The organism is Arsenicicoccus sp. UBA7492 (assembly GCF_002479615.1).
Classification (GTDB): domain Bacteria; phylum Actinomycetota; class Actinomycetes; order Actinomycetales; family Dermatophilaceae; genus Arsenicicoccus; species Arsenicicoccus bolidensis.
This window is the reverse complement of sequence record NZ_DLOE01000063.1, coordinates 77,408-103,608: the sequence shown is the minus strand read 5'-3', so window position 1 is coordinate 103,608 and position 26,201 is coordinate 77,408. Positions and strand designations below refer to the sequence as shown.

The 26,201-nt window shown below is 73.1% G+C and carries 22 protein-coding genes and 1 tRNA gene; 4 read left to right on the top strand and 19 right to left on the bottom strand.

Features of this window, described 5'->3' with window-relative positions; all coding sequences use genetic code 11:
• Positions 1-204: 204 nt before the first annotated feature.
• The 4 genes from B4E97_RS18945 to B4E97_RS18930 form a co-directional block, all read right to left on the bottom strand.
• Positions 205-1,404, bottom strand: a complete 1,200-nt coding sequence (locus B4E97_RS18945; protein ID WP_286961288.1) for a pyrophosphate--fructose-6-phosphate 1-phosphotransferase — start codon at positions 1,402-1,404, stop codon at positions 205-207.
• Positions 1,405-1,518: 114 nt separating this feature from the next.
• Entirely contained in the window at positions 1,519-2,118 is a 600-nt protein-coding gene (locus B4E97_RS18940; RefSeq protein WP_239264113.1) for an energy-coupling factor transporter transmembrane component T family protein, read from the bottom strand.
• A 1-nt stretch (position 2,119) separates the two neighbouring features.
• Positions 2,120-2,806, bottom strand: a complete 687-nt coding sequence (locus B4E97_RS18935) for an energy-coupling factor ABC transporter ATP-binding protein (protein ID WP_286961284.1) — start codon at positions 2,804-2,806, stop codon at positions 2,120-2,122.
• Positions 2,807-2,846: 40 nt separating this feature from the next.
• Complete coding sequence (locus B4E97_RS18930; RefSeq protein ID WP_286961281.1) at positions 2,847-3,515, bottom strand: biotin transporter BioY; 669 nt, start codon at positions 3,513-3,515, stop codon at positions 2,847-2,849.
• A gap of 109 nt (positions 3,516-3,624) precedes the next feature.
• On the opposite strand from B4E97_RS18930, the gene B4E97_RS18925 reads away from it, so the two are divergent.
• Positions 3,625-4,698 carry an AbrB family transcriptional regulator gene (locus B4E97_RS18925; RefSeq protein WP_286961277.1) on the top strand — a complete coding sequence of 358 codons (1,074 nt, stop codon included), beginning with the start codon at positions 3,625-3,627 and terminating at the stop codon, positions 4,696-4,698.
• Between the two features lie 37 nt (positions 4,699-4,735).
• Here B4E97_RS18925 and B4E97_RS18920 read toward each other — a convergent pair whose 3' ends face one another.
• Positions 4,736-5,368 carry a YigZ family protein gene (locus tag B4E97_RS18920; protein ID WP_414632807.1) on the bottom strand — a complete coding sequence of 211 codons (633 nt, stop codon included), beginning with the start codon at positions 5,366-5,368 and terminating at the stop codon, positions 4,736-4,738.
• Between the two features lie 28 nt (positions 5,369-5,396).
• Here B4E97_RS18920 and B4E97_RS18915 point away from each other — a divergent pair, with 28 nt between their 5' ends.
• Positions 5,397-6,443 (top strand): Gfo/Idh/MocA family protein, encoded by a 1,047-nt coding sequence (locus B4E97_RS18915; RefSeq protein ID WP_286961274.1) that lies wholly within the window; start codon positions 5,397-5,399, stop codon positions 6,441-6,443.
• 16 nt (positions 6,444-6,459) lie between these two features.
• Here the strand turns inward: B4E97_RS18915 and B4E97_RS18910 are convergent, their stop codons facing one another.
• The 5 genes from B4E97_RS18910 to B4E97_RS18890 form a co-directional block, all read right to left on the bottom strand.
• Positions 6,460-7,857, bottom strand: coding sequence for an MFS transporter (locus B4E97_RS18910; protein WP_286961271.1), 1,398 nt, complete (start codon positions 7,855-7,857; stop codon positions 6,460-6,462).
• A 213-nt stretch (positions 7,858-8,070) separates the two neighbouring features.
• The gene (locus B4E97_RS18905) at positions 8,071-9,786 is read right to left on the bottom strand and encodes an NAD-dependent malic enzyme (protein WP_029211275.1); all 1,716 of its coding nucleotides are present in this window, start codon (positions 9,784-9,786) and stop codon (positions 8,071-8,073) included.
• Positions 9,787-9,815: 29 nt separating this feature from the next.
• Positions 9,816-10,580: a helical backbone metal receptor gene (locus B4E97_RS18900; protein WP_286961267.1), complete on the bottom strand. Its 765-nt coding sequence runs from the start codon at positions 10,578-10,580 to the stop codon at positions 9,816-9,818.
• Positions 10,577-11,464: a CoA transferase gene (locus B4E97_RS18895; protein WP_286961265.1), complete on the bottom strand. Its 888-nt coding sequence runs from the start codon at positions 11,462-11,464 to the stop codon at positions 10,577-10,579. Before B4E97_RS18895 ends, B4E97_RS18900 begins: the two co-directional genes overlap by 4 nt.
• A gap of 133 nt (positions 11,465-11,597) precedes the next feature.
• Positions 11,598-11,681 (bottom strand) — tRNA-Tyr (locus B4E97_RS18890).
• Positions 11,682-11,811: 130 nt separating this feature from the next.
• Between B4E97_RS18890 and B4E97_RS18885 the strand changes: the two genes are divergently transcribed.
• On the top strand, positions 11,812-12,309 hold the full coding sequence (locus B4E97_RS18885) for a YajQ family cyclic di-GMP-binding protein (RefSeq protein WP_019286399.1): 498 nt from the start codon (positions 11,812-11,814) through the stop codon (positions 12,307-12,309).
• Positions 12,310-12,363: 54 nt separating this feature from the next.
• The gene (locus B4E97_RS18880) at positions 12,364-13,263 is read left to right on the top strand and encodes an AEC family transporter (protein ID WP_286961263.1); all 900 of its coding nucleotides are present in this window, start codon (positions 12,364-12,366) and stop codon (positions 13,261-13,263) included.
• Positions 13,264-13,379: 116 nt separating this feature from the next.
• Here B4E97_RS18880 and pepN read toward each other — a convergent pair whose 3' ends face one another.
• The 9 genes from pepN to nuoN all read right to left on the bottom strand — a co-directional run bounded on the left by pepN (position 13,380) and on the right by nuoN (position 26,179).
• Positions 13,380-15,869, bottom strand: coding sequence for an aminopeptidase N (gene pepN / locus B4E97_RS18875; RefSeq protein WP_286961261.1), 2,490 nt, complete (start codon positions 15,867-15,869; stop codon positions 13,380-13,382).
• A 128-nt stretch (positions 15,870-15,997) separates the two neighbouring features.
• The gene (gene htpX, locus B4E97_RS18870) at positions 15,998-16,858 is read right to left on the bottom strand and encodes a zinc metalloprotease HtpX (RefSeq protein WP_019286402.1); all 861 of its coding nucleotides are present in this window, start codon (positions 16,856-16,858) and stop codon (positions 15,998-16,000) included.
• A 62-nt stretch (positions 16,859-16,920) separates the two neighbouring features.
• A complete protein-coding gene (locus tag B4E97_RS18865) occupies positions 16,921-19,005 on the bottom strand; it encodes a GGDEF domain-containing protein (protein WP_286961260.1) in 2,085 nt (694 codons plus the stop codon).
• Positions 19,006-19,099: 94 nt separating this feature from the next.
• Positions 19,100-20,923 carry a hypothetical protein gene (locus B4E97_RS18860; protein WP_286961259.1) on the bottom strand — a complete coding sequence of 608 codons (1,824 nt, stop codon included), beginning with the start codon at positions 20,921-20,923 and terminating at the stop codon, positions 19,100-19,102.
• Positions 20,924-21,019: 96 nt separating this feature from the next.
• Positions 21,020-21,925: a D-arabinono-1,4-lactone oxidase gene (locus tag B4E97_RS18855; protein ID WP_313666820.1), complete on the bottom strand. Its 906-nt coding sequence runs from the start codon at positions 21,923-21,925 to the stop codon at positions 21,020-21,022.
• Complete coding sequence (locus B4E97_RS19060) at positions 21,904-22,323, bottom strand: FAD-binding protein (RefSeq protein WP_308191363.1); 420 nt, start codon at positions 22,321-22,323, stop codon at positions 21,904-21,906. Before B4E97_RS19060 ends, B4E97_RS18855 begins: the two co-directional genes overlap by 22 nt.
• Complete coding sequence (locus B4E97_RS19055) at positions 22,320-22,709, bottom strand: hypothetical protein (RefSeq protein ID WP_349681198.1); 390 nt, start codon at positions 22,707-22,709, stop codon at positions 22,320-22,322. Before B4E97_RS19055 ends, B4E97_RS19060 begins: the two co-directional genes overlap by 4 nt.
• A gap of 870 nt (positions 22,710-23,579) precedes the next feature.
• Positions 23,580-24,605: a polyprenyl synthetase family protein gene (locus B4E97_RS18845; protein ID WP_051274069.1), complete on the bottom strand. Its 1,026-nt coding sequence runs from the start codon at positions 24,603-24,605 to the stop codon at positions 23,580-23,582.
• 5 nt (positions 24,606-24,610) lie between these two features.
• A complete protein-coding gene (nuoN, locus tag B4E97_RS18840; RefSeq protein ID WP_286961294.1) occupies positions 24,611-26,179 on the bottom strand; it encodes an NADH-quinone oxidoreductase subunit NuoN in 1,569 nt (522 codons plus the stop codon).
• Positions 26,180-26,201 lie beyond the last annotated feature (22 nt).

The window sequence follows — 26,201 nt, the reverse complement described above, 5'->3', positions numbered from 1 at the left end:
CGCCCGCGAGATCCTCACCGCGACCAGCACCGACTGGCCGACACACTAAAACGGCACGAGTCGGGTCCTGGCGCCACCCTGTGGACGGCGGCGCGGCAATCCGCGCGCGGCGATCGCCCTGTGGACGAGGCGGCCCTCACGCGCCTCGCAGATCTCCGGGTTGCAACCCGAAGATCTGCGAGGGAGCCGAGGGGGGAGGGGCGGTCAGGCCTGGCCGACCTGGCGCAGCAGGTCCTGGAACCAGTCCTGCGAGGCGTCGAACGCCTTGTGCCCCGCGATGCGCGGGAACTCGATGACGCGCAGCTCGTCGCCGCGCTCCTCGTCGTTGCCGACGACGCCGGGCGTGCCGGCCTGGGCCGCGTCGACCGCCACGTCGCACATCTGCTTGATCAGCGCGAGGTCGGTGTCGTTGGCGGCGGCGGAGCGGGAGAAGTAGCCGGACTTCTGGACCATCGTCTTCTCGGCCTCGATCTTGGCGCCGAACTCCTTGGCGAAGTAGCTGCCCGGGTTGATCGTGTCGAGCTTGACGTGCCCGAAGGGGTCGCGGGCGACCTCCTGGCCGGACGCCTCGAGCTGCTTGACGATGTCGTCGACGCCGGCACCCTCGGACAGGAAGATGTTGACGCAGCCGATCTCGTCCATGACCTTCTTGAGCCGCGCGGCCTCCGCGTCGAGGTCGATCTGCACCTCGGGGACGTAGACGCCGTGGATCGCCCAGCGCTCCGGGGTGAGGCCGGCCTGCGGCAACCAGGTCTGCTGGCCGTGCCAGGTCATGTAGTCGCGGGCCGCCGCCGCCGTCAGCCAGCCGCAGTTGCGGCCCATCACCTCGTGGACGATGAGCATGCGCGGGTTGGAGCCGTGCTCGGCGATGATGTTGCGGGCGAAGATCGCCGCCTGCTCGGCCGCCGTCTGGGCGCCGAGGGACTGGCGGATCGGGACGATGTCGTTGTCGATCGTCTTGGGCAGGCCCACCACGGTCAGCTCGTAGCCCTGCTCGTGCAGGTAGGCCGCGAGGTCCGCCGCCGTGGTGTTGGTGTCGTCGCCGCCGATGGTGTGAAGGACGTCGACGCCGTCCTCCTTGAGGCGGTTGGCCGCGACCTCGAGGGGGTTCTCGCCCTCCTTGACCAGGCCGCGCTCGACGAGGTTCTTGGCGTTGGTGAGCTTGACGCGGGAGTTGCCGATCGGGCTGCCGCCGAAGTTGCGCAGCACCCCCGCGTTGCGGCGGGTCTCCTCGTCGAAGACCGTGTAGCTGCCGGTCAGCACGCCGTGGTAGCCGTGGCGGTAACCGATGAGCTCCACGTCGGGCAGCATCTCGGTGTAGCGCTCGATGAGGTCGCCGACGGCGGCGGACAGGCAGGGGGCGTAGCCGCCGGCGGTCAGCATGGCAACGCGCTTGATGGTCATCGGGAGGGTCCTCCTGCGATAGCGGATGAGGGGGTATGACGGTCGCGACTCTGCGACCTCCACCCTATCGAGGGCGCCCCGGGTGGGCAGACCCCCCCGGGGTGGCTGCGGCGATCAGTCGTCGACGCCCCGGGCCGCGAGGGCGTCACCGACGCGTTCGGCGTGCCGGACCGTGCGGATGACGAGGGGCGTGGCCACCGCCCGCACGGACCGGTCCAGGCCGCGGGCCCGCCTCGCGTCCAGGGTCTGCTGCAAGAGCTGCCCCACGACGGGGATGCTGCGCAGCGTCAGGCTGACGGTCAGGGCCACGCGCTCCGGCGAGACGCCGACGTGCCGCAGCGGCTGGGCGAGGCGCTGCACCCCGTCGAGCATCTCGGACACGCGCGTGGTGAGGGTGACGAGCCCGGCCGCCGCCACCGCGACCACCATGCCGCCGAGGGTGACCACGACGGCCTCCCACCCGCCGCTCCACCACTGGAACGGCGCCATCACCAGCAGGAACCACCGCAGCGGCCGCACCTCGCCCCACGCCAGGCGCAGCGAGATCCGGCACAGGGCGTAGACGCCGAGGACGACCAGCGCCGAGGCCGCCGTCATCCAGGGCCGCTGCACGAGCGACACCGGCACGAGGAACACCGCGAGCGCCAGCAGCTTCCAGGGCACCGGGAGGCGGTGCAGGAGCGAGCGGCCCTCGGCATACGCGCCGGTCAGCACGTCAGGCCCCCATCAGCCGGCGGTAGAAGGGGACCACCTCGCCGGCCGGCCCGTCGGCCGCCACCCGACCCTCGTCGATGCACACGACCCGCTCCCACCCCTCGAGCAGCCACAGGTGGTGGGTGACGAGCACGACCTGCTGGTCGAGGGCGTCGAGCAGCCGCGAGACCTGGTGCGAGTGGCGCAGGTCGAGCAGGGTGGTGGGTTCGTCGCAGACCAGCACGTCGGGCCGAGTGACGAGGATGGCGGCGATGGCGAGGAGCTGCTTCTGGCCCGAGGAGAGCTGGTGCGCGGGGTGATCCGCGTGATCGGCCAGCGAGTAGCGCTCGAGCACCTCGTCGACCAGCCGCCGCTTGTCGTCGTCGCTGAGGCCACGGCGGCGCCGCAGCGAGAACTCCACGTCCTCGCGCACCGTCGGCATCACGATCTGCGCCTCGGGGTCGGGGAAGACGAAGCCGACCTTGCGCCGCACCGCCGCCCCGTCGCGCGCCGCGTCCAGGCCGTCGACCAGCACCCGCCCCTCCGTCGGCTCCACCAGGCCGTTGAGCATGCGCGCGAGCGTGGACTTGCCCGAGCCGTTGGCGCCCACGATGCCGACGCGCGGCTCCGTGAGCGTCAGGTCGACGTGCTCGAGGACGCGGCGATCGCCATAGGCGTGGGCGACGCCCTCGATGCGGATGGTGGGCATGGGTCGTATGGCGGACGCCTGCTGCGAGCCGTGGTCGGCGTCAGCGGCGGCGGGCCGGCACGAGGTCCGGCAGCGCCTTGTGGACGGCGGTGGCGACGACGCCCGCGACGACGGCCTTGACGAGGTCGCCGGGCAGGAAGGTCGCCGAGAAGGTCGCCGCGCCGGCGAGGTCGAGCTTGGCCGAGCGCCAGGCCATCCCGGGGATCCCGAGGGCGTAGGACACGACGATGCCGCCGACCAGGCAGGCGCCGACCGCCGCCATGACGTGCAGGCGCGGGAGGAAGCGCTGGACGAGCAGGCCGATGACGAGCGCGACCACGGGGTAGCCGACGACGAAGCCGACCGTGGGGCCGGTGAAGATGGCGAGCCCGCGCACGCCGCTGGCGAGGACGGGGAGGCCGGCGACCGCGAGGACGACGAACAGCAGGACGGCCAGGAACCCGCGGCGCGCCCCGAGGACGGCACCGGCGAGCATGATGCCGAGGTTCTGCAGGACGATGGGGGCGGCGCCGCCGACCGGGACCTTGACGGGGACCAGCGCGACGATGAGGGCGCAGAAGGCGGCGACCAGGGCCAGGTCGCGGGCGGTGAGGCCGCGTCGGGTGGCGGGTCGGGGGTGGTCGCCCCCTGCGCTGGTGCTGCTGGCGCTGGAGTCGCTGCTGGCGCTGGGGTCGTTGCTGGTGGAGGTGCGGCGGGCGGCGGTGGGCATGGGGCGAAGCGTACCTGAACGGCGTTCAGGAGGCGGCGGCCGGGCCGGGTGATGGTCGACACCTGAGCCGGAGAGGCGCGTGCCGGCGAGGCCGACCTAGGGTGCTGGGGTGATCGCCCCTCCCGCCCGCGTGCTCGTCACCGGGGTCGTCGTGGGCGCCGTCGTGTGGGCGGGCCTCGCGCTGCTGGCCCTGCCGTCGCCCTCGCTGTTCGGCGGGCTGGCGGCCGGGGCGGTGCTGGCGTTCGGGTCGCCGCGGGCGCCCCAGCTGCCGCGCTGGAGCGTGGTGCTGGCGCAGGCCTTCGTCGGGGTGACCATCGGCGAGACGGTGACCCTGTCGGCGCTGCGCCAGATCGCCGCCGACTGGCCGTCCGTCCTGATCGTCACCGTGGTGACGCTGCTGCTGAGCCTGCTCGCGGGCGTCATACTGGCGCGTCTGCACCCGATCTCGCTGGCCACCGGACTGTTCTCGATGGCCGCCGGCGGGGCGTCGGGCATCACGTCGATCGCCGACGAGCTGGGGGCGGACGCGCGGGTCGTGTCGATCCTGCAGTACCTCCGGGTGCTGCTCGTGCTGGTGACCCTGCCGCTCGTCGTGGGCCTCGTGTTCCACCCGCAGACGGGGCAGGGCGGGGACGCCGCTGCCGGCGGGGCCGGTGGCGGCTGGGTCGCGTCGGCGGCCTTCGTCGCCGTGTCGGTCGGGGTGGGGCTCGGGCTGGCCCGGCTGGTGCCTGTGTCGACGTTCACGCTGATCGGGCCGCTGGCCGTGGCCGGAGGGCTGACGCTGTGGGGCGGGCTCGGCGGCGCGCAGACGCCTGGCCTGCTCGTGTCCCTGGCGATGCTGGCGATCGGCCTGCAGGTCGGGGTGAAGTTCACGCGCGACAGCGTGCGGGCGATCGGGCGGCTGCTGCCCGCCGGGCTCGTGCTGATCGCGGCTCTGCTGGTCCTGTGCGGGGTGCTCGGCTGGGTGCTGTCGCAGGTCACGGGCGTCGACCCGCTGACGACCTATCTGGCGACGACGCCGGGCGGGCTGTTCGCGGTGCTGGCGACGGCCACCGACAGCGGCGCCGAGCCGACCTATGTCTTTGCCGTGCAGCTCGCGCGGCTCCTCGCGATCCTGGCGCTGGCGCCGCTGCTCGCGCGCTGGCTGCGGACCCGCCAGGGAGCGTGGACCCGCCGGGGGTAGAGGCATCAGCCTGGGGAACGAAGGCCGGTTGATGCCTCTACCGGGGGTGGGTGCGGTAGTCGGTGGGGCCGTCGACCAGGACGCCCGCTCCCCCGGTCAGCTCGGCGACCAGCGCCGCGAGCTCGTCGCGCTCCTGCGACTCCGCGTCGAGCCTCAGCGTCGCCCGCTCCGCGTAGTCGGTGCCGTCGACGTGCACCCCGCGCGAGCGCAGCGCCGCCTCCACGCGCCCCGCGTCCGCGTGCACGACCTCCAGCGAGAACCGTTGCGCCAGAAGGCGCTCCAGCACCTGCGCGGCATCGCACGCGGCGCGCACACTGTCGCCATACGCCCGGATCAGCCCACCGGTCCCGAGCAGCGTCCCCCCGAACCACCGCGTGACCACGCACACCACGTCGCTCAGCCCGCGGCCGCGCAGGACCTCGAGCATCGGCGCCCCCGCCGTCCCCGCCGGCTCGCCGTCGTCGGACGACCGCTCCGTCATCGCCTCCGGCCCCAGCACGAACGCCGAGCAGTGGTGCCGAGCGTCCCAGTGCGCCCTGCGGGCCGCCTCCGCCACGGCCCGGGCCGCCGCCTCGTCCTCGACCCGCTCCAGCCGCGCCAGGAACCGCGAGCGCCGCACCTCGATCTCGACGTCGACGGGCGACGCGACGGTCAGGTAGGACTGGGGCACCAGGCCATCCTCCCCTAGGCTCGACGGGGTGAGCGACCTCCCTGTCCCCCTGCCCACCACGCTGCCCGACAGCCGCGTCCCCGACCCCCGTGAGGCTCCCCCGCTGCGGTGGGGCGTGATCGGGCCCGGCGGCATCGCGCGGGCGTTCGCCGACGGGCTGCACACGCGCAGCCGCGTCGTCGCCGTCGGGTCGCGGTCCCTGGACCGCGCCGAGGCCTTCGCGCGCGAGGTGGGGGGCGCGACGGCATACGGCTCGTATGCCGAGCTCGTCGCGGACCCCCAGGTCGACGCGGTCTATGTGGCCTCGCCGCACAGCGAGCACCGCGAGCACGCGCTGCTGGCCATCGCCGCGGGACGCCACGTGCTGGTGGAGAAGGCCTTCACGCGCACGGCGGCCGAGGCGCAGGAGGTCGTCGACGCCGCCCGCGCCGCCGACGTGACGTGCATGGAGGCGATGTGGACGCGCTACCTGCCGCAGAGCGACGTGATCCGACAGCTCGTCGCCGACGGGGTGCTGGGCGAGCTCGAGACGGTGCTCGCCGACCACGGGCAGTGGTTCGCCGAGGACCGGTCCTTCCGGCTGTTCGCGCCGGAGCTGGCGGGCGGGTCCCTGCTCGACCTGGGCATCTATCCCGTGTCCTTCGCCTGCGGCGTGCTCGGTATGCCGCAGCGGGTCACCGCCGTCGGCACCACGGCCTTCACCGGGGTGGAGGCGCAGGCGTCGATGATCCTGTCGGACTTCGCGGCGGCGCCCAGGGCGCACGCGGTGCTGACGACGACGCTGGCCGCCAAGACCCCCACCATCGCCTCCATCTCGGGGTCGCTGGCGCGCGTCGAGCTGGACGGCGACTTCTACCAGCCCGGTCGGGTGCGGCTGGTGTCGCGCTCCGGCGAGGTGGTCGAGGGCCCGGAGCCGGTCGTGCACGGGCACCGGGGGCTGTGCTACGAGGCGGCCTACCTGGCGCGGCTGGTCGCGGAGGGGCGACGCGAGTCGGAGCTGCTGCCCCTGGACGAGACGGTCGCGATCATGGGGCTGCTCGACGAGGCGCGGCGGCAGATCGGCGTGCCTCTGTGAGATCAGCTGAGGTAGGTCAGAGCTCCTCGAGCTCCTTGCCGCGCAGCTCGGGCAGGCCGAGGGCCGAGAACGCCGCGATCGCGAACGCCACCGCGAAGGTCGTGAACACCAGGCCCGTCCCCCCGGCCGCCTTGAGCGGCGGCACGGCCAGCGGCGCCAGGATCGAGGCGATGCGCCCGAACCCCGCCGACGCCCCGGACCCGGTCCCCCGCATGACGGTGGGGTAGATCTCGGGGGTGACGGCATACAGTGCACCCCAGGCACCGAGGTTGAAGAAGCTGAGCGCGCACCCAGCGGCGAGGATCGCCGGCACCGACGAGGCCATCCCGAACGCCCCGGCGGCGCAGGCCGACCCGATCAGGAAGGTCGTGAGCGTCGCGCGGCGCCCCCACGCCTCGATCAGCCAGGCCGAGACGGCATAGCCGGGGAGCTGGGCGAGGGTGATCCACAGGGTGTACTCGAAGGACTTGACCATGTCGAAGCCCTGGGCGAACAGGAGCGAGGGCAGCCAGATGAACGCGCCGTAGTAGGAGAAGTTGACGCAGAACCACACGACCCACAGCGACGCCGTGCGGAGCCGGTAGCGCGAGCTCCACAGCCCGGGCACCGGCCCGGTCGGCGGGACGGGGGCGTCGATGGCGGCGTCCGGCGCGTGGTCGGGGGCGGGCACCCCCGCCGGCTCCTCGAAGCTGCGGACCGCGGACTCCGCCTCGGCATACCGGCCCTTGGACTCCAGGAAGCGCACCGACTCCGGCAGGGTGGCGCGCACGACCAGGGCATAGAGCGCCGGCACGACGCCCAGCGCCATCGCCCACCGCCACCCGTCGGCGCTGCCGGGGATGACGAAGTAGCCGATGAGCGCCGCCAGGATCCACCCGATCGCCCAGAAGGACTCGAGGCCGACGACGACGCGGCCGCGGATGTGCGCCGGGGAGTACTCGCTGATCAGGGTGGACGCGACGGGAAGCTCAGACCCGAGGCCCAGCCCGACGACGAACCGCAGCGCCATCAGGACCGCCACGCTGCCGGCCAGCGCCGACGCGCCCGTGGCGAGGCCGTAGACGAGCAGGGTCAGCGCGAACACCTGGCGCCGCCCGATCCGGTCGGCCAGCAGGCCACCGAGGGTCGCCCCCACCGCCATGCCGAGCGAGCCGATCGAGGCGATCCAGGACACCTCGGTCGGCGTGAGCTGCCACTGGCGGGCCAGCGCGGTCAGGACGAACGAGATGAGGCCGACGTCCATCGCGTCGAGCGCCCAGCCGACGCCGGAGCCCGCGAGCAGACGGCGGTGCTTGCTCGTGAACGGCAGGCGGTCGAGCCGCTCGGTGCGGGTGAGGTGGCGGTCGAGGCCGGTGGCGCCCCGGGGGGCGCTGGGGCCGGTCGGGCCGAGGGGGCCGGTCGAGGTGGCGGGCATGGCTGGCTCCTGGGGGGCGAGACAGGGTGGAGCGAGCGGGTCGGACGACGGATCAGGCCGTATGACGGACGCCGCACCCGGGACGCGAGGGCAGGCTAGGCGCCTGTTGTGCTCATTATAAGCATTAATGGCGCGGCGTGATTCCCCGACCCCGCAGGTTCACCCGGACGTGCTCAGGAGCCGCGCACGTCCGGGCGTCAGGACGGGCGCCGGTCAGACCACCTCGAGGTCCGGATAGACCGGGTGCCACATGCGCTGGTAGACCGCCTGGACGGGCTCGTCGACCTCGACCGTCGCGAGCCCCTCCTCCTGGGCCGCCTTGACGACCGCGAGCGCGACCGTCGCGGAGACGTAGCGCAGCTGCGTGATCGAGGGCAGCAACGACATCTCGGGACGCGTGACCTGGCTGATCCCGGCGATGGCCTCCGAGGCCGCCGCGATCATGCCGTCCGAGACCCGCGAGGCCCCGCACACCGCGACGCCGAGCCCGAGGCCGGGGAACACGAGCGCGTTGTTGGCCTGCGCGATCTCGTAGGTGCGCTGGTGGAAGGTGACGGGGGCGAACGGCGACCCGGTCGCGATCATCGCCTTGCCGTGCGTCCAGTCGACGATGCGCTCCGGGATGCCCTCGGACAGGCTCGTCGGGTTGGACAGCGGCATGATGATCGGGTTGCGGGTGTGCGCGGCCATGTCCCGGACGATCGCCTCGGTGAAGGTGCCTGGCTGGCCGGACGTGCCGATGAGGATCGTGGGGTGGGTGTTGCGGACGACGTCGGCCAGCCCGATCCGGCCCGCGACGTCGAGCCGCCAGCCCTGCACGTCGGCGTCGGTGCGGGCGTAGGGCTTCTGGAACGGCCGGACCCGGTCGCCGAGCGCCTCGGTGATCAGGCCCCGCGACCCCAGGCACCAGAACCGCGCGTTGGCCTCCTCCGGCGACGCCCCCTCGCGGATCATGATGTCGCGCAGCAGGTTGGCGATGCCGACGCCGGCGGTGCCGGCGCCGTGCACGACGATGCGCTGGTCGCTCATCCGCTCGCCCGTGGCCTTGACCCCGGCGAGGGCCGCGGCGGCCACGACGGCGGCCGTGCCCTGCACGTCGTCGTTGAAGGTGCAGATGTCGTGGCGGTACTTCTCGAGGATACGGTGCGCGTTGCTCGCGCCGAAGTCCTCCCAGTGCAGCATGGCCTTGGGGTAGAGCCGGGTCGTGACCTCGACGAACTTGTCGATGAACGCGTCGTAGCGCTCGCCGCGCACCCGAGCGTGCCGCACGCCGAGGTAGAGCTCGTCGTTGAGCAGGGCGAGGTTGTCGGTGCCGACGTCGAGCACGACCGGGATGGCCCGGCGCGGGTGGATGCCGGCGGCCGCGGTGTAGACGGAGAGCTTGCCGATGGCGATCTGCACGCCACCCACGCCCTGGTCACCGATGCCGAGGATGCCCTCGGAGTCCGTGGCGACGACGAGGTCGACGTCCTCCGGCTCGAGGCCGTAGTTGAGGAAGGCGTTCTCGATGCCGTCCGGGTCGTCGATCGATAGGAAGACGCCGCGCGGGCGGGAGTACCAGTGCGAGTAGCGCTGGATCGCCTCGCCGATCGTCGGCGTGTAGACGATCGGCAGCATCTCCTCGAGGTGCTCGGCCAGCAGGCGGTAGAAGAGCACCTCGTTGCGGTCGCGCATGGCCGACAGGTAGACGTTCTTGGACAGCGCGTCCGGCTGCTCGCGGAACTGCTGGTAGACCCGCGAGATCTGCCCCTCGATGGGCACGATGCCGCTCGGCATGAGGCCGTTGAGCCGCAGCGAGTCCCGCTCGGCCTTGGTGAACGCGGTGCCGCGGTTGATCAGGGGGATGGCCAGGACGTCGTTGCCCCGCACGCGGACACGGACCGTGGTGCCGGTGGGGGTGGACTCGAACTCGAAGGGGCGACTCGACATGGCCCCCAGCCTAGAGCCGCCCCGTCTGCTCATCGGCCTCGGAGTTGGCGGACGAGCCGCTCGGGCGCGCCGATCATGGCCGGGCCGTACCACGTGAGCGAGCGGCCGTCGACGAGCGCGCTCGGGAGGGGGTCGAAGGCCTCCGGGCCGTCGTCGTCGGTGAACCGGTAGGGCTCGTCCGGCAGGATCGCCAGGTCCGCTCCGGGCAGCTCGTCCAGCGGCACCGCGGGATAGCGCTCGTCGTGCCCCCGCAGCACGTTGTCGACGCCGAGCCGGCGCAGCACGTCCCCGGCATAGGTGTCCTGGCCGACGAACATCCAGGGACGACGCCAGATCGGTATGACGGCGCGCACCCTCCTCGCGGGGTCGACGCGCGTGGGCGCGGCCCAGGCGTCGTGCGCGTCGTCCAGCCAGCTGGGCGGCGGCACCTCGAGGGCGTCGACGAGGCGCGCCATGGAGCGCAGCGCCCCGTCGACCGTGCGGATCTGCGTGGTCCACACCGGGATCCCCGTGTCGCGCAGCGCGGCGAGGTCCGCGGGGCGGTTCTCCTCGTCCTCGGCGACGACCAGGTCGGGGCGCAGCGCGACGATCGCGTCGAGATCGGGGTTCTTGGTGCCCCGCACCCGCGTGACGTCGAGGTCGGCGGGGTGCGTGCACCAGTCGGTGGCGCCGACGAGCGCGTCGGGGGCGCTCCAGGCGACGGCCTCGGTCAGGGACGGCACGAGGCTGACGACGCGTCGCGGCGTCCCGTCGATGACGACGGGCAGGCCGAGGTCGTCGAGGTAGCGCGTCATGCCGTCACCTCGCGCTCGTGCTCGTGCTCGTGCTCGTGCTCGCAGGCGGGGTCCCGCTCGGGCTCCCGCACGGCCGCCAGCGGCACGTCGTGCTCCTCGCCCCAGGCCTCCCACTCGTCCGGCGAGCGCCCGGCGAGCGTCGCGGCGATCTGCGCGTGGTCCGCCCCGAGCAGCTCCTCGGCCCTCGCCCAGAAGTGCGGCTCCAGGGCGGCCAGCGCGACGTGGCCCCCGCGAGCGGCATACAGGCCGTATCCCGCGAAGCCGCCCCCCAGCAGGGAGCCGGGCGTGGTCATCCCGCGGCGCACCGGCGCCCCGAGGTCGTCGGCGCAGTCGCCCAGCCCCACCTCGCGCAGGGTCCCCTCCCCCGTCCGCTCCCGCAGCAGCAGCCCGGCCAGGGTCTCGCTGACGGCCCGCTCCGCGCCCGCGAGGTCAGCGGCCAGCGTGCGCGGGGCGGCCGGAGGGGCGAGGATCCCGGCGGCGGCCTGGTAGGTGAGGTCGTGACCGGGCACGTCGGCGCGCTCCCCGGCCCGCCCCACGATCGAGGTGTGGACCAGTCGCGGGAAGGCCTCGTGCAGGTGCGGCCAGTCGAACCCGAGCCGGGCCAGGGCCGCCGGCCGGGTGGCCGTGACCAGCACGTCTGCGCCGGCGAGCAGCTCGTCCAGCTCACGCCGGCCGCCGGGATCCTTGAGGTCGAGCCGCAGCACCTCGAGACGGCGGCTCAGCTCGGCATACCACCCCGGCGCGTAGCGCTCGAGGGGGTCACCGGCGGGAGGCTGCACCACGGTCCCCCGCGCGCCCAGGTCGACCAGGCGCGCCACGGCGACCGGGCCGGGCACGTTGACGGCCAGGGAGACGACGACGACCCCCGACAGCGGTTGGGACATGACCCCATCTCACCTGGTCAGGGGGCGGACCGCCACCGGTGACCGGACGTGCGCCACCGGATCCCCCGACCGGACGCAGCAGAACGGCCCAGGACGTGGAGATCCTGGGCCGTTCCTGTGCAGCGTGACACTGTGGTGGCGGGTGAAGGATTCGAACCTTCGTAGCTTTCGCGATGGATTTACAGTCCACTCCCATTGGCCGCTCGGGCAACCCGCCATGGTGCGTCGGAAAGCATAGCAACGACGAGCAGGTATGCCGAATCCGTAGACTCGACGGGACCGACGACCCGCACGACAACCCAGACCGGCCGCGCGAGCCAGGCCGGTCAGACCAGCAGGAGGAGCCCATGGCGGACAGCTCGTTCGACATCGTCAGCAAGGTCGACAAGCAGGAGGTCGACAACGCGCTCAACCAGGCGTCCAAGGAGGTGTCGCAGCGCTACGACTTCAAGGGCGTGGGCGCGTCCATCGAGTGGAGCGGCGACAACGTCCTGATCAAGGCCAACACCCCCGAACGCTGCGCCGCCGTCCTCGACGTCTTCGAGACCAAGCTGGTGCGCCGCGGCGTCTCGCTCAAGTCCTTCGACTTCGGCGAGGACAAGGAGGCCAAGCCGTCGGGCAAGGAATACCGCCTCGAGGGCGCCATGCGCGACGGCATCACGCAGGACAACGCCAAGAAGATCTCCAAGCTCATCCGCGACGAGGGCCCCAAGTCGGTCAAGGCGCAGATCCAGGGCGACGAGCTGCGGGTCTCGTCCAAGTCGCGCGACGACCTGCAGGCCGTGCAGCAGCTGGTGCGGGAGGCCGACCTCGACTTCGCGGTGCAGTTCACCAACCGCCGCTGAGCCGAGCACCGAGACGCACGCCCGCACCCCGGCAGCGCTGGATAGCCTGCCGGGGTGCTTGCTGCCCTCGTCCAGGTCGTGCTGCCCGTCGTGCTCGTGGCGGCGGTCGGCTACGTGCTGGCGCGGTCGTTCGCCCTGGACCGGCAGACCCTCAACAAGGTGGGGATGCACGGGCTGACGCCGGCGCTGGCCTTCACCTCGATCGTCAAGACCGAGGTGTCCCCCGGCCAGGGCGTGTGGCTGGTCGCGGGCTATGTCGCGGCCAACGTCCTGGCGGGGCTCGTCGCCTGGGCGGTCGGCGGTCGCTGGCCCGGGCGCACCCGCCGCGGCGTGGTGGCCTGCACCGTCATCGGCAACAACGGCAACTTCGGGCTGCCCGTGGCGTTGCTCGCCCTCGGCCAGCCGGGGCTCGACCAGGCCCTGGTCCTGTTCATCGTGTCGGTGGTCGTGATGTTCACGATCGGGCCCGTGCTCTACGGCTCGCACGACGGGCTGGGCGCAGGGCTGCGGTCGCTCGTCCGCCTGCCCGTGCTGTGGGCTCTCGTGGCCGCCACCGTGGTGCGCCTGGCCGGTATGACGGTCCCCATCGGCGTCATGCGGGGCATCGAGCTGCTCTCGGCCGCCGCCATACCCCTGGTGCTGCTGCAGCTCGGAGTGCAGCTGGGGCAGTCACGTCGGATCCACCTGACCGCCCCGGTGCTGGTGAGCGTGGGGCTGCGGTCGCTGCTGCTGCCGCTGCTCGGGCTCGCCGTGGCGGTGCTGCTGCCGCTGCCTACGCTGTCGGCCCAGTCGCTGGTGCTGGCGCTGGCGATGCCGACGGCGGTCAACGCGTTCCTGCTCGCCGAGGAGTTCCGGGGGGACTCGGAGATGGTGGCGAGCGTGGTCGCGGTGACCACCGTCGTGGCGGTGCCGGTGGTGGCGGTGGTCGTCAGCCTGCTGCCCCTGATCCGCTGACCCGCCGGGGGTAGAGGCATCAGCCTGGCGAACGAACGCCGGCCGATGCCTCTACCCCCGGTAGGTCTGTCCGCCTGGCGTGCCAACCCAGGCGGACGTGACTACCTGAGGTAGGTCTAGAAGGTGTCGCGGGAGCGGAGGACCTGGCGCAGCACGGACTCCTGGTCGACGATCCCGCGCCGCACCGCCGCCGTCAGGTCCGAGCGGTCCTGCGCGTCCTGCGACCGCTGCAGCGTCTCCGGCTCGGCGAGCTGCACGGGATAGGCCAGCTTGGCCACCCGGGCCATCGCGTCGTCGCCCACCCACGCGCACATCGCCGGCACGTCCTCGAAGTAGCGCTCGACGTAGGGCCGCAGCACCGCCGTGTCTCCGCTGCGCCAGAAGGACCCGGCGAGGGCGTTCATCTCGTGGTTGGAGCGACCCCGCTGCTCGGTCAGCTCCGCCCAGGCCCACGCCTTGTCCTCGCCGTGGGGTCGCGCGGCTCGCGCACCGAGCCACGCGAGCGTGCCCGTGACCGTGGCGTCAGCCGCGTGCGCCTCCTCCAGCTCCTCGACCGAGAGCGCGCCGTCGCCGGCGAGGGTCGTGGCGACGAGCCAGCGGAAGTCGGCGTCACCCTCGAGACCCGCGGGCAGGTCGCTCCCGGCATACCACCGGCGCAGGAGCTCCTCGTCGCGCGACGTGGAGGCGACCACCCGCGCGGCCGCGAGCGCCCGGGTCGAGCCGGGCTCCGCGGCCTCGAGGGCGGCGGCACCGGCCTCGGCGACGCGGACCCGGGCCTCGGCGCGCTCGTCGGCGGGGAGGTAGACGGCGACGACCACCTCGGGGACGTAGCGCCCTGCCGCCGAGAGCACCGAGTCGTCCGTCTCCAGGGGCCAGGCCGCGCAGAACACGTCGACGACCAGGCGCGGGTCGACCGTCGCGAGGGCGACGCCGTCGCGCAGGGCGTTCCAGAACACGACGCGGGCGGCCAGGTCGTCGACCTGGGCGAGCTGCTCGGGCAGGCGCCGGAGCGTGTCCTCGTCCAGGACCACCGTCGCCCAGGTCAGGTCGGAGGCGTTGGGCACGAGGATCGCCGGGCGCGGCCGGTCGAGCAGCTCGTGCACCACGCGGCGGTCCTCGTCGAGGGTGAGCCGTGCCCGCACCTGCTCGACCCCGTCGGTCCAGCCGGCGACGTCCAGGGCGTGCGAGCGCCGCGCCGGGTGCGCCTCGGGAGCGACCTTGACCAGCTCGGCGCGCCGCACGAGGTCGGACTCGTCGGCGCAGTCCACGTCGAGACGGATCGCGTCGAGCCCCGCCGTGCGCAGCCAGGCGTCGGTCCAGTCGGTCAGCGAGGCGCCGTGCGCCCGCTCCATCGCCGCGAAGAAGTCGCTCATCTCGGCGTTGCCGTACGCGTGCCGCTGCAGGTAGTCCCGCACGCCGGCCACGAACGCCTCGTCGCCGATGTAGGCGATCAGCTGCCGCAGCACCGCGGACCCCTTGGCGTAGGAGATGCCGTCAAAGTTCTGCAGGGCGGCGAGGGCGTCCTCGGAGCCGTTGCCCGCCACCGGGTGCGTCGACGGCGAGCGCTCGGCGGAGTAGCCCCAGGCCTTGCGGACGATCCCCTGGTCGGACCAGGCGTCGGGGTAGAGCCCGCTCTCGACGACGCACCGGCTGGCCATGTACTCCGCGAACGACTCGTTGAGCCACAGGTCGTCCCACCAGGCCAGCGTCACCAGGTCGCCGAACCACATGTGCGCCATCTCGTGGCTGACGGTGTTGTCCCGCGACAGCAGCTCGGCGCCGGTCACGCGGGAGCGGAAGAGGTACTCGTCGCGCAGGACCACGCAGCCGGGGTTCTCCATCGCGCCGGCGTTGAACTCCGGCACCCACACCTGGTCGTACTTGCCGAAGGGATAACGGATCCCGAACAGCTCGTGGAAGTAGTCGAAGCTGCGGCGGGTCACCTCCAGGACCCGCGGTGCGTTGGCCTCGAGCTGGGCCCGGATCGAACGGCGGGCGTAGAGGCCCAGCGGGATCCCGTCGTGCTCCTCGGTGACGCTCACGTAGGGGCCGGCGCAGATCGACACGAAGTAGGTCGCGATCGGCGCCGTCTCGGCCAGGTGCCACACGTCGCCCTCGCGGGTCGCGGCGCCGTTGCCGATCACCACCCAGTCGCTCGGCGCGGTCACGGTGAACGTGCAGGGTGCCTTGAGGTCCGGCTGGTCGAAGCAGGCGAACACCCGCGGCGCCGCGTCCATGAACGAGTGGCCGTAGACGTAGTGCTCGCCGTCGGCCGGGTCGACCGCCCGGTGCAGGCCGGAGCCGTCCTTGCTGTAGCTCATCGTCGCGCGGACGACGAGCTCGTTGTCGGCGGCCAGGCCGGTCAGTCGCAGCCGACCGTCGGCGAGGGCGTCGGACGGCACCGGCTCACCGTTGAGCGTCGCCTCCTGCAGCTCGGTCGCCTTGAGGTCGACGAAGGTGCTCTCGCCCGGGGTGGCGGCGAAGGTGAGGACGGTGCGGCTGCCGAAGGTCGTCTCGCCCTGGGTGAGGTCGAGCTCGACGGCATAGCGGGGGTGCTTCACGGTCGTGGCGCGCCCTCGCGCCTCCGTGCGGGTCAGGCTGGTCATGGGCCCACCGTTTCACACCCCGGGTCGTGCCGGTGGGTCGGCGACAGGCAGCAGTGCCGTATGCCGCGGGCCGGCGGCATACGGCGCTGCGTCACGAGGCCCGAACGGGCGCGGTCAGACGGCCGCGGTCAGCGCCCGTGGTAGCCGGCCATCTGCTCGAGCCGGGAGATCCGGTCGGCAGTGGCGGGGTGGGTGCTGAAGAGCTTGCTGACGTCCTGCGCGCGGAAGGGGTTGGCGATCATCATGTGGCTCGCGTTCACGACGTCGGGCTGGGGCGCCAGGGGCGCCCGGGCCACGCCGAGCTCGAGCTTCTTGAGGGCCGAGGCCAGGGCGAGCGGGTCGCCGGTCAGGGAGGAGCCGTCCTCGTCGGCGTCGAACTCGCGGGTGCGGGAGATCGCCATCTGGATCAGGCTCGCGGCCAGCGGGGCGAGCAGCGCCATGAGGATCATGACCACCGGGTTGGGGCGGTCCTCGTCGTTGCCGCCGCCGAAGAACATCGCCATCTGCGCGACGCTCGTGATGACGCCGGCGATCGCGGCCGCCACCGAGCTCGTGAGGATGTCGCGGTTGTAGACGTGCATCAGCTCGTGGCCGAGGACCCCCCGCAGCTCGCGCTCGTCGAGCAGGCGCAGGATGCCCTCGGTGCAGCACACCGCCGCGTGCTGGGGGTTGCGCCCCGTGGCGAAGGCGTTGGGCGCCTCGGTCGGGGAGATCCACAGCGTGGGCATCGGCTGACCGGCCTTGGCGGACAGCTCCTCGACGATGCGGTACATCGCCGGGGCCTGCTCGCGCGTGACCGGGTAGGCCTGCATGGCCTTGAGCGCCAGCTTGTCGGAGTTCCAGTAGGAGTAGAAGGTCATGCCGAGGCCGACCAGGGCGAACAGCCAGATGTAGCGGCCGTTGCCGATGAGGGCGCCGAGGCCGAGGAGCAGCGCCCAGATGACGCCGAAGAGCGCAGCGGTCTTGAGACCGTTGAAGTGCCGATGCATGCCAGGAACAACGCCGGTGCGCCCGCGAACGTTCCGGGTGGGTTCGTGGGCGGCGCCGACGGTCAGGGCGTCACGTCGGCGGGCACGAGGTGGGAGGGCCCGGCGTCGCCGTGGCTCTGGCGCCGGACGGCCTCGTCGGCCTCGTTGACGGCCTGCCACAGCCCACCCTCGGTGTGGTCGTCGGTGTAGGCCAGCCCCACCAGGACCTCCACCTCGGAGGACCGCTCCCCCAGGTCCTGCTGGAGGCGACGCCGCAGCAGCGCCAGGCGGTCCGCGCCGGGCACGACGAGCACCAGGTCGCGTCCGCTGACCCGGCCCACGACGCCCCTCCCCCGCGCCAGCTCGTGCAGGCTCGTCGCCACGAGGGCGAGGTCGGCCTCCAGGGCGGTGCCCTGCCCCTCGCCCCCGCGGGGCAGCACCGAGGTCAGCAGGATCCCCGTCCGGCGGGCGGGCGGCAGGTCGAGGAACTCCCGGGCGAGGCCCGCCCGGGTCAGCACCCCCGTGGTCGGGTCGGTGAGGGTGAGCACGTGCAGCCGGTTGAGCGAGGTGAGGCGGCGGCGGCGCACCATGGCCGCCAGCAGCGCCGTCACCGCGACCAGCCCGACCGCGAGGATGGTGATGCTAAGGGCGTGCGGCAGCGCGGTGGGACCCACCGCCGTGGCCAGGACGAAGCTCACCGGCAGGAGCACGACCATCCACTGCGCCCACACCCGGTCCAGGAGCACGCCCGCGATGGTCGCGGGGTAGGCCGCGAGCACCACCACGAGGTAGCGCGCCTCGACCGTGGGCACGTTCATCACCACCATGACGGTGACAGGGAGCGTCAGCGTCACCAGGAGGCGCCCCACCCGTGGGTGACCCGTGTCGCTCTGCGCGACCCACATCCCCCCGCAGGCGAGCGCCAGGCAGGCGGCGTAGACGAGCAGGTCGACGGGGCTCGACTGATCGGGGCGCCGCGGCACCGCGCTCAGCAGGATGCCGGTGCCGGCCAGCCACCACCCGAGCACCCGGGCATCGCTGCCCGGGAGGTCGGGCTGGTCGGGCTCCTCCTGCCGGGGAGGCGCCGCCGGCACCGGCTGGGGCACCGGGACCGGGACATAGGTCTCGGGCTCGAACTGCTGGGCGTCGATCCCCCCGGTGGACAGCTGCGCGGCGGTGACCCGCTGGCGGGCGCGCTCGACCATCGGGACGAGCTGCCCCTCGGCCAGCAGGTCCAGGGGGATGCCCCAGACGACGCCGGCACTGGCGGTGACCGGGCGCTGCGGGCTGGCCACCCGCACCGCGCGCAGCAGGGACGGCACGAGCAGGTCGGGGTCGATGTCGCTGACCACGATGAACTCGTGGTCGACGAACCGGCTGACGAGGTGGCTGCGGTGGTAGGCGCGCTCCAGGGCCACGGCAACCCTGGCCATCACCTGGTCGGCAGCGGCTCCGCCCCACGCCGAGGCGGCCTCGTCGAAGGAGTCCAGGTGGATGGACACCAGGCACACCGGCTCGGCTCCCCGCCCCCGCTCCGACCACTCGCTCAGCTCGTGCTCGAGACCTCGCCGGTTGAGCACCCCCGTGACCGGGTCCAACCGGGTCTGCTCGAGCACCGACCGCTCCCGGCGCCGCACCCGTCCGAGGACCAGCGCGGCCACCACACCGGGCATCACGATCGCCGCCGCTCCCGCCACCACCTCGTGCGCGTGGCGGGCCACGTCGACGTCGCTCAGCGCCAGGAAGATCCAGCCGCAGCCCAGGCACCCGACGGTGACCAGGGCGGCGTGGGCGGGTCGGCACAGGTAGGCCGCCAGCACGACCACGGGCTCCAGCAGCCAGAACCACACGATGGGAGGCCGCGGATCCACCAGGAAGGTCGTGAAGAGCGGGGACGACAGCGCCGACGTCGTCAGGATGACGGGCGCCCACCACGTGTCGGTCCACCCCGGCCGTCCGAGCGTCACCGCCAGCTGTGCCGTGTAGAAGGCCGCCACCAGAGCGAAGCCCAGCGCCATACCGAGGTCGGCGAAGCCGGAGGAGGTGGCCAGGTCCACCGCGCCCACGAGGAGCCCGCCCGCGGGAGCGCACGCCAGCAGCAGGGACGCCTCGCGCAGGCCGAGCCAGGACGCCAACCCCACCGACGTGGGTCGCGAGGCAGGTGTCATCGGCAGGTCGTCCTTCGTGGGGTGGTGTGCCCCTCCAGGCTAGTCCCGGGCGCCGACGCCGACGGGGCATCGGGTCGCCGCTCCCCCTGATGCATCAGGTGCCGACGCGACGCAGGACGACCAGCCCCGCCTCGCTGCGGAACTGCCCCGGGCTGAAGTAGCCGATGCCGGCGACGATCCGGTGGGTGCCGGCGAAGGTCGCGAGGATGGGGTCGCGCTGGGCCATGGCCTCGATCCCGTCGCCGTGGATGCCGTCGGTGGAGACGAGCACCACGTCCGGCACCCGACCGGTCCGGCGCATCCAGTCGGTGGTGTAGCGGCCCTGCTCGCCGAAGTCCTCGAGCCACACGATGTTGGTGTCCGCCCGCGCGCCCGACGTGAGGAAGGCGCCGGTGACCGCGCCGTAGACGAGCAGGCTCTCGCCCGGCCGCACCCAGGTGTCGGTCGTGTCCTGCACGATCCGCAGGTGCGCGAGCTCGCGCCCGCCGCTGTAGAGCCCGCCGTAGGCCCCGGCCGGAGCCGGTGTCCGGGCCGCCCAGGGCGAGCTGCCGTAGAAGTTCGTCGCGAACTGGGACGCGAGGATCGCGAGCACCGAGACGAGGGCGTAGCGCTTGAGCGCGCTCACGTCGCTCGGGCCGCTGATCCGCTCCACCACCCGGCCGGCGCCGACCGTCGTCGCGATGGCCAGCGCCACGGAGGCGGGCGGGAACTCGCCGTACCACGGGCCCGCGAAGGTCGTGGCGGCGACCATCGGGTGGCCGACGAGGGCGGTGGGGGCGGCGAGGAGCAGCAGGGTCGCGACCTCGCGGTCACCTCGGGACCGCACCCACCACAGGCAGACCGGGAGCATGACCAGGGCGGTGTAGAGCTGGACGGACCCGACGTAGCGCATCAGGTTGACGTCGTGCACGAGCAGCGCGAGCAGGCTGGTGGCGCCCAGCACCACGGGGAACCAGGTGACGGCCCCACGCCGCCACCGTGCGGAGAGCAGGGGCACGGCCGCGCTGAGCCCCAGCAGCACCGCGGGGAGTCGCACGGGGGTCACCAGCTCCTTGAGCCAGGAGATCGAGGTGAACCCCAGCCGCTCGAGCGGGCCGGAGCGAGGTCGTTGGTACTGCACGGTGTAGTCCAGGGTGTCGCTGATCGCCGACCAGCCGATGACGCCGAGGAAGTAGACCGCGACCGGGAGGGTGACCACCGCGGCGGTCCCGACGAGCCAGAGCACGGCGTCGCGGCGCCCACCCCGCCACAGGAGCACGACGAGCACGAGCAGGCTGAGCCCCACGGCGGGGAGCAGGGACTGCAGGCTGACCGCGCCGAGGGGGGCGGTCAGTCCGACGGGCACCACCCAGCGCCGGGCGCTCGCCCCGGGGCCCAGCACCGCCGCGAGGCCGCAGCAGGTGAGGACGACCATGGCCAGCGTGGGGACGGTGTTGTAGGACAGCCCGACCACGTGGTAGCTCGTCACCATCAACGCTCCCGCCACGGCGGGGAACGCGACGAGCGGGCGCAACCGCGTGCGCAGGGCGCGGTAGCACAGCACACCGACCAGGACGGCCACCACGATGTAGCAGTAGCGGTAGGCCAGGACGAGGTAGGCCTGCCCGAACAGGTGCGTCCACGCCCACACGAACGGCGCCCCGGCGGCGGAGCCGACGGCCTGCGCGTTCATCTCGTCGGCGAACAACCGGTCGCCCTGGGCGATGCGCTGCGCGAGGGCGATGACGTGCGAGCCGTCGTAGAGGTCGGCCCCCGACCGCGCCCGCACCAGGAACCACAGCACGAGACCCAGCGAGGCGAGTCCCACGCCCCGCTCCTCGCGGGTGGCCCGGGACCACGTGGCACGAACGCCCCGACGGGCGCGACCGCCGCCGTGGCCGTGGGGTGCGGCGGGGTGCGCCACCTCGACGGTCGACATGCGTGCGGGGTCCTCCAGCGGTCCGGGACGGGACGGCCCCGCCGCGCCCAGACTACCCGCGTGCGCCCGGCGCCCCGTGGCGCCACCCTGCTGGCGTCACCTGCCGAGGACCTGGGTGAGGTAGTCGTTGCCGAGCAGCCGGTCGGGATCGAGCTCGTCGCGCAGCCGCAGGAAGTCCGGGAGCCGGGGGTAGAGCTCGAGCAGCCGGTCGACGCCGAGCGTGTGCATCTTGCCCCAGTGCGGGCGACCGTCGTGGGCGGCGACGACCTGCTCGAAGGCCGCGAAGTAGCGGCGGGGGTCGACCGAGCGGTGGTGGTGGACGGCGACGTAGGCGTTGGCCCGCTCGTAGCCCGTCGAGAGCCACGCGTCGTCGGCGGCGGCGAACCGGATCTCCACCGGGAAGGCCACGTGCTCGCGCGAGCGCTCGATGAACCGGTCCAGGTCCCGCAGCACCTCCGGGAGGGCGGCACGCGGCACGGCATACTCGCTCTCGGTGAAGCGGACCGTCCGCGGGCTGGCGAACACCCGGTAGGAGGAGTCCGTGTAGGTGCGGGCCGACAGGGCCCGGCTCGCGACGGCGTTGATGGGCCGCGTGGTGGCGGGCACGCGCGCCGACAGCCGGCAGGTCAGGTCGAAGACACCGTTGGACAGCAGCTGGTCGTCCAGCAGGTAGCGCCAGCGCGGAAGGGCCTTGCCGGAGGTGTCGTCGGGGGCCAGGCGCCGGTTGTGCTTGGCGAGGACCCGGTCGGTGTGCGGGAACCAGAACATCTCGAAGTGGTCGTGCCCGTCGACGTGCTCGTCCAGCTGCGCGAGCACGGCGCTCAGGCCGGCCGGCTCCTCCCGCGCCTCGATGCGGAAGGCCGGTACGCACGCGAGCGTCACCTCGGTGACGATGCCGAGGGCGCCCAGCCCGACGCGCGCCGCGTGGAACAGGTCCGGGTCACGCTGCCGGTCGCACCGGCGCACGCGCCCGTCCGGGGTCACGATCTCCAGCGCCTCCACGAGGCCGGCCAGCCCGGGCAGGGTGGCCTGGTGCCGTGGGTGCCGGTCGACAGCGCGCCCGCGACGGACTGCCGGTCGATGTCGCCGAGGTTGGCCATGGCCAGCCCCTGCGCCTCCAGGAGCGCGTTGAGGTCGCACAGGCGCGTCCCGGCACGCACCCGCACCCGGCCGTAGTCCCGGTCGACGGCGACCAGCCCGGTGTGCGCGTCGAGGCTGACCTGGACGCCGTCGGTGAGGCCGATGGCGGTGAACGAGTGCCCGGCCCCGATCGGCTTGACCCGCAGCCCGTCTCGAGCGGCGTCGGCCATGACCTGCGCCACCTCGTCCACCCCCACGGGGGTGAGGACCCGCGCGGGTCGGCAGCTCTGGTTGCCGCTCCAGTTGGTCCACGTGCTCATCCGAAGGCCCTCCCCTTGCCGCGATAGGTCGGCACCTCGTCGACCACCTCTGTCCCGCTGACCAGCAGCAGCCGGTCCACGCGCTCGCACAGCTCGCCGGCCTTGGCGTGCCGGAACCACACGTGGTCGCCGATCCGCAGGTCCTCGGCGGCTCGTCCGGTCACGCGCGTCTGGACCTCCCCGGCGCCCTCGGCCCCGAGCAGCGGGAGGCCGTATGGCGACACCGGGCTCGGCAGCCGGTCGCGTCCCGCCGCGCCGCTGGCGGCATAGCCCCCGGAGAAGCACGTCGCCACGCGCCTCGCGGGTCGCCGCACCACCGGGAGCACGATCCACGCCGCGGGCCGGTGGCGGAAGGCGTCGTAGCCGTCGAATAGGCGCGGTGACATCAGTCCTGAGCCGGCCGCCAGCTCGGTGGTGGCCGGGTCCGTCGGCGAAGAGGTGCAGGCTGCCCGTGCCGCCGCCGTTGACCAGCTCGAGGGGGTGACCCAGCACGTCCTCGACGGCGGTCACCACCGCCGCACGACGTCCCAGGAGCTCGCGGACCGACGCCGCCTTGACGAGCCGGACCGCGGGCGAGCTGTCCTGGAGCCCGGCGACCTGGGCGTCGTAGGACATGACGCCGACCAGGCGCAGCTCGGGGCGGGCGAGGACCGCCCGCGCGGCGGCCGCGGCGGCCTCGGGGGTCCGCAGGCAGGAGCGTCGCACCCCCAGGTGCACGGGGCCGATCCTCAGCGATGCGTCGAGGTCCAGGCACACGCGGATCGGGCCGGCCGAGGCCTCTCGCACCACCGCGGCGAGACGCGTGACGTGATCGGGGTGGTCGATCATCACGGTCACCGTGTCGCGACGGGGGGTGCGTGGCGAGGCGCGAGAGCGAGTCGAGACCGACCGGCGGGTAGGCCACGAGCAGGTCGTCGACCCCCTGGTCGGCGAGCCACAGTGCCTCGTCGAGGCTGTAGGTCAGGACGCCGCTGAATCCCCGGGAGAGGGCCCGCTCCACCAGGGCACGACATCGCACCGACTTCGTCGCGAGCCGGACGGGCAGCCGCCCGGCCCGTCGCAGCAGGTCCTGGGCGTTGGCGTCCCACGCATCAAGGTCGACGACGGCGAACGGCGCCTCCCGTCCGGCGAGGGCGAGACGCAGCTCGTCGGCGCGCAGGTCCCGGGCCGGGGCGGAGGCGGTCATGAGCGCACTCTAGGGCGCGGCCGCCCCTCCTGGGGCGTGATTGTCCTCACCGGCCTACCGACAGGTAGGGCTAGACCTCGCGGTCCACCACGCTGGCCGCGAGAGCACGGAGGGCCCGGACCGCCTCGCCGTCGCCCAGCGGGTCCAGGACTCGCTGGGCCTCCTCGGCGACCTGACGGGTGTAGGCCTGGGCGCGATCCAGCGCCGGGTGGGTGCGCAGCAGCCCCAGGGCCTCGGCGTGCGCCTGGGCGTCGGTGCGCAGGTCCGAGGACAGCAGCTCCTGCAGACGGGCGTCGGCGGGGTCGGTGGACGCCTTGACGTAGAGCACCGGCAGGGTGTCGACACCCTCGCGCAGGTCGGTGCCGGGCTCCTTGCCGGAGTCGTCAGAGGTGATGTCCAGCAGGTCGTCGGCCAGCTGGAAGGCGACACCGAGCTTCTCGCCGTAGGCCTCGAGGATGCGCTCGGCCTCCTCCCCCGCCCCGGAGAACATGGCGCCGTAGCGCGCCGCGGTGGCGATGAGCACCCCGGTCTTGTCCTCGAGCACGCCGAGGTAGTAGTCGACCGGGTCCGTCCCCTCGGGGCAGGCGCGGTCGTCACGGATCTGGCCCGAGCACAGGCGCACGAAGGTCTCGGCCTGGATGCGGACCCCGAGGGGCCCGAGCTCGGCGATCATCTTGGACGCGGTCCCGAAGAGGAGATCCCCCACGAGGATCGCCGTGGAGTTGCCGTAGGCGGCGTTGGCGGACACCACCGCGCGGCGCATCTCGGCCTCGTCCATGACGTCGTCGTGGTAGAGGCTCGCCAGGTGGGTCAGCTCCACGGCCGCGGCGGCGGTCTCGACGTCGCGGCTGAAGCCGCCGCCCAGCTCGGCGGCGAGCAGCGTGAGGATGGGACGGAACCGCTTGCCCGCCGACAGCAGGTGCGCGGAGGCCCCGGCGATGAAGGGGTCCTCGTGGTCGACCTCGGCCCGGATCCGGGCCTCGACGGACTGCAGCCCCGAGGTGAGCCGGTCCATGAGCTCGGGGCTCGCCCCCGGCATCGTGGCCAGGGCGACGGTCGGGGCGCCCTCGGCGGGCGCCCCGACGGGAAGCGGCATGCCCGTCATGGGAGGAACGTGGCCCCACGTCCGGCCAGGTCCAGCAGCGGGGTCGGGAAGACTCCGAGGACCAGGGTGACCGTCACGCCGAGGGCGATGGCGATGGTGCTCCCCACGGACGGCATGACGACCTCGGCCGTGAAGCCGTCGCGGTCGCCGTGCCAGAGCGCACCCACCACCCGCAGGTAGGCGAACGCGGTGACGAGCGAGCACAGGACGCCGACGACGGCGAGGACGGTGCCCATGCCCCCACCGTGGGCGACGGCGGGGTAGAACGCGGCGAACTTCGCGGTGAAGCCCGACGTCAGCGGGATGCCCGCGAAGGCCAGCATGAGGAAGCTGAACACCGCGGCCGTCACCGGGTGCCTGCGTCCGAGCCCGGACCACTGCGAGATCGTGGTCGCCTCGGACCCGCCACGGCGGACCAGGGAGACGATGGCGAACGCCGCGATGGTCATGAAGCCGTAGGCCACGAGGTAGAAGATCGTGCCGATCACGCCGCTGCGGTCGAACGACAGCACCCCGACCAGGATGAAGCCGGCGTGGGCGATGGAGGAGTAGGCGAGCAGCCGCTTCATGTCGGTCTGCGTGACCGTCAGGACGGCACCGACCACCATCGTCAGGATCGCGACGACCCACAGGCCCGGCAGGTAGGACCACCGGTCGCCGGCGAGGCCGACGTAGAGCAGGCGCAGCAGGGCGCCGAACGCCGCCAGCTTGGTGCAGGCGGCCATGAAGCCCGTGACCGGCGTCGGGGCGCCCTGGTAGACGTCCGGCGTCCACGAGTGGAACGGCACGGCGCCGACCTTGAAGAGCAGACCCACCATGAGGAAGAAGGCACCCGGCAGCAGGAGCCCCTCCATGCCGATCGTCGTGCCGATGGCGCGGGAGATGCCCGCCAGCCGCACGGTGCCCGAGTAGCCGTAGAGCAGGGCGGCGCCGAACAGGAAGAACCCGGACGAGAACGCACCCAGCAGGAAGTACTTCAGCGCGGCCTCCTGCGACAGCAGGCGGCGGCGGCGGGCCAGCCCGGCGAGGACGTACAGCGGGAGCGAGAGGACCTCCAGCGCCACGAACATCACGACCAGGTCACCGGCTGCCGGGAAGAGCAGCATGCCGACCATGGACAGCATCGTGAGGGGGAAGACCTCGGTGGTGGTGGCGCCGAGACGCAGGGCCATCGACTCCCCGTGCGAGCCGGGGGCGGACGACGCGGACTGCGTGAACGCGTCCGGCGCGGACGAGTCGAACCGCTCGGCCATCGTCAGGACGCTCATCACACCGAGGATCAGCAGCGCACCCTGGATCAGGAGCGTCGGCCCGTCGACCACGACGGCACCCGCGGCGGTCGAGACCCAGCCGTCGTTGGCGCACGTCACGAGGGCGGCGAAGGCGCCGAGCAGACCCAGCAGCGCCACGACGACCTGCACACGGTAGCGCAGCTCGCGCTTGACGAAGGCCTCCACGAGCACACCGACCAGCGCGGCGATCGCCACGACGAGGACGGGCGACACGGCCGCGTAGTCGATGGACGTCACCTGGAAGTCCGCGGCAGGCAGGACGGCCTGCGGCATACCGGACAGTCCGGTCACAGCC

Coding starts and splice junctions, on each gene's coding strand:
- B4E97_RS18945 (WP_286961288.1), bottom strand. CDS start 1,404: ATGACCATCAAGCGCGTTGCCATGCTGACCGCCGGCGGCTACGCCCCC.
- B4E97_RS18935 (WP_286961284.1), bottom strand. CDS start 2,806: ATGCCCACCATCCGCATCGAGGGCGTCGCCCACGCCTATGGCGATCGC.
- B4E97_RS18930 (WP_286961281.1), bottom strand. CDS start 3,515: ATGCCCACCGCCGCCCGCCGCACCTCCACCAGCAACGACCCCAGCGCC.
- B4E97_RS18910 (WP_286961271.1), bottom strand. CDS start 7,857: ATGCCCGCCACCTCGACCGGCCCCCTCGGCCCGACCGGCCCCAGCGCC.
- B4E97_RS18905 (WP_029211275.1), bottom strand. CDS start 9,786: ATGTCGAGTCGCCCCTTCGAGTTCGAGTCCACCCCCACCGGCACCACG.
- B4E97_RS18900 (WP_286961267.1), bottom strand. CDS start 10,580: ATGACGCGCTACCTCGACGACCTCGGCCTGCCCGTCGTCATCGACGGG.
- B4E97_RS18895 (WP_286961265.1), bottom strand. CDS start 11,464: ATGTCCCAACCGCTGTCGGGGGTCGTCGTCGTCTCCCTGGCCGTCAAC.
- B4E97_RS18885 (WP_019286399.1), top strand. CDS start 11,812: ATGGCGGACAGCTCGTTCGACATCGTCAGCAAGGTCGACAAGCAGGAG.
- pepN (WP_286961261.1), bottom strand. CDS start 15,869: ATGACCAGCCTGACCCGCACGGAGGCGCGAGGGCGCGCCACGACCGTG.
- htpX (WP_019286402.1), bottom strand. CDS start 16,858: ATGCATCGGCACTTCAACGGTCTCAAGACCGCTGCGCTCTTCGGCGTC.
- B4E97_RS18865 (WP_286961260.1), bottom strand. CDS start 19,005: ATGACACCTGCCTCGCGACCCACGTCGGTGGGGTTGGCGTCCTGGCTC.
- B4E97_RS18860 (WP_286961259.1), bottom strand. CDS start 20,923: ATGTCGACCGTCGAGGTGGCGCACCCCGCCGCACCCCACGGCCACGGC.
- B4E97_RS19060 (WP_308191363.1), bottom strand. CDS start 22,323: ATGAGCACGTGGACCAACTGGAGCGGCAACCAGAGCTGCCGACCCGCG.
- B4E97_RS19055 (WP_349681198.1), bottom strand. CDS start 22,709: ATGTCACCGCGCCTATTCGACGGCTACGACGCCTTCCGCCACCGGCCC.
- B4E97_RS18845 (WP_051274069.1), bottom strand. CDS start 24,605: ATGCCGCTTCCCGTCGGGGCGCCCGCCGAGGGCGCCCCGACCGTCGCC.
- nuoN (WP_286961294.1), bottom strand. CDS start 26,179: ATGCCGCAGGCCGTCCTGCCTGCCGCGGACTTCCAGGTGACGTCCATC.